The organism is Gammaproteobacteria bacterium, from assembly GCA_033720895.1.
Lineage (GTDB): Bacteria > Pseudomonadota > Gammaproteobacteria > Natronospirales > JAJUFS01 > JAWWBS01.
In genome coordinates, this window is record JAWWBS010000122.1 from 1 (window position 1) to 1,693 (window position 1,693).

General features: G+C 59.2%; 2 protein-coding genes. Both read left to right on the forward strand.

The features are described from left to right. Positions 1 to 538 (forward strand): NrdJb (locus R3217_10780; protein MDX1455928.1); only part of this gene is annotated, 538 nt, incomplete at its 5' end. Between the two features lie 416 nt (positions 539 to 954). Next, entirely contained in the window at positions 955 to 1,509 is a 555-nt protein-coding gene (locus tag R3217_10785) for a hypothetical protein (protein MDX1455929.1), read from the forward strand. Positions 1,510 to 1,693: the final 184 nt, after the last annotated feature.

The following is a 1,693-nucleotide window of genomic DNA, read 5'->3' on the forward strand; positions in this document are numbered from 1 at the left end:
CAAGGTGAAGACCCCGGTCTCCGACCACGCCATGTACATCACCATCAACGACATCATCCTCAACCAGGACACCGACCACGAGCAGCGTCGTCCCTTCGAGATCTTCATCAACTCGAAGAACCTCGACCACTTCCAGTGGATCGTTGCCCTGACGCGCATCATCTCCGCCGTGTTCCGCAAGGGTGGCGACGTCACCTTCCTGGTCGAAGAGCTGAAGGCCGTGTTCGATCCGCGCGGCGGCTACTGGAAGCCGGGCGGCAAGTTCATGCCTTCGCTGATCGCTGAAATCGGCGCCGTCATCGAAGACCACATGAAGAAGATCGGCATGCTGAAGGACGAAGGCCTGGACGAGCACCAGAAAGCCCTGGTCGAAGCCAAGCGCGCCGAGTTCGAAGCGCAGAACAAGCAGGCCGACGCCTTCACCGAAAGCGACTACCCGGCCGGCGCGACCTTGTGCGCCAAGTGCAACACCGCCGCCGTCGTCATGATGGACGGCTGCATGACCTGCCTGAGCTGCGGGGATTCAAAGTGCGGTTGACGCAAGCTTGAGACGGCGAAAAGGCCCAGCTTTTGCTGGGCTTTTTTTCGATTGGATACTCTTGGAGCCTTCGCAAACTTGGCAGCTACCCGCGCCGACTGGCTGGAATCCCTGGACGGTTGGTCACGATGTGATGCGCATATTCGATCTTGTGACAGCGAGTTTCATCTGCGGCAAGGAAACAGCAGAATGCACCCTGGTGGATGAATCGATCATGGGGACGCATGAGCCAGGAATCGAGTGAAGCGAAGCGCGGAATTTTAAAGCAGATGCGGGCCGAGAGGCGCTGGCTGCCGGTAAAGGCCGATGTCGTCGGGCTGTTGGTGTTCTGGATGACAGGCTTCGGCCTGTATCAATTCCTCCGGACATTCGGCGTGTCCCCGAATGTCGAGGAAGGCCCGGGGCCGGCCACCATCATGGATTTCCTGCTGCTGGTCGCTGCCTTGCTGTTGATTCTTGGTGGTCTCTTCGTCGTCCTGCGAATGGAGCGGCAAGCCGGGAGAAAGGGCCGGCCGGCGACGGCGCTAGGCATGAGCGTGTCCTTTGTTTTCGGCATGGCCTTCATGGTGAGCCTGCCCATAGTGTTCTTCTTTGCTTCGGCCGAGTCAACACGGGAATTCGCGAATCTCCCCGTGGCCGATATTTCCGATGAACGAATCTTGTCGGCCTACAACAGCGGCCAGATCGATGAAGCTGCTTATCGCCAGCTTTGCCAGGAAGTGACCGACCTCCACTACCGTTATCGCCTCGAGCTTCCGGAATGCCCCGACCCTCGATCACCCGGCAAACTCCTGTCGATCGAACCCTCGGACGAGAGCAAGAAGTTACGGGCGTATTATCTCGCCGAGCTTGCAGACGCGAAATCCATGAACCTCACAGCCTTGCTGCATGCCATCGCGCTGGTTTTGTTGGTGCTGGTGGGCGCCTGGCAGATTCGCGCCGGCTGGCGCGCGGGTGATTTCCGCTGGTAGGTTCCAGCTCCTGGTCATCCTTTGCGTGCCGCTGCATTTTCCCCTGCTTGGAATTGCCCGGCGCGCCTGTCAAAATCCGGCACGGACCTGAACAAAAGGACTTGCCATGCCGTCTCGCCACGCCGTTTTCCTGCCTGCGATCTTGCTGCTGGGTTTGTTCCTCTCCGCCTGTGGTGTCGATGAG

What these genes read in the sequence shown, in the direction of transcription:
- R3217_10785 (MDX1455929.1), top strand. Translation starts at nt 955, where the DNA reads ATGGATTTCCTGCTGCTGGTCGCTGCCTTGCTGTTGATTCTTGGTGGT.